1 pseudogene is annotated in these 302 nt (G+C 71.2%); it reads right to left on the bottom strand.

Features of this window, described 5'->3' with window-relative positions:
* Positions 1-302: pseudogene (locus JHD63_RS24430) on the bottom strand (hypothetical protein); the annotation flags it as partial.

Raw genomic sequence — 302 nt, 5'->3', positions numbered from 1 at the left:
CCCCCCCCCCCCCCCCCCCCCCCCCCCCCCCCCCCCCCCCCCCCCCCCCCCCCCCCCCCCCCCCCCCCCCCCCCCCCCCCCCCCCCCCCCCCCCCCCCCCCCCTTTTCAAGCCGAAGACGGCATACGCGATTTCCTGTACGGTCTCGTGGGCTCGGAGATGTGTATAAGAGACAGGGCCATGGAACTTGAAGCGCATGCCAGAGAAGCCGGCACCGCTGTAGTTGGCCGAAAAGCCCTCGAATTCGCCCGGTTTGTTGATGACCGCGTGCAGCTTGGTCTCCATGCCTGGCATGGCGTAGAT

This window comes from Xylophilus sp. ASV27 (genome assembly GCF_016428875.1).
GTDB lineage: Bacteria > Pseudomonadota > Gammaproteobacteria > Burkholderiales > Burkholderiaceae_C > Xylophilus.
Note: the sequence above shows the minus strand (reverse complement) of the source record. Positions and strands in the feature narration are given on the sequence as shown.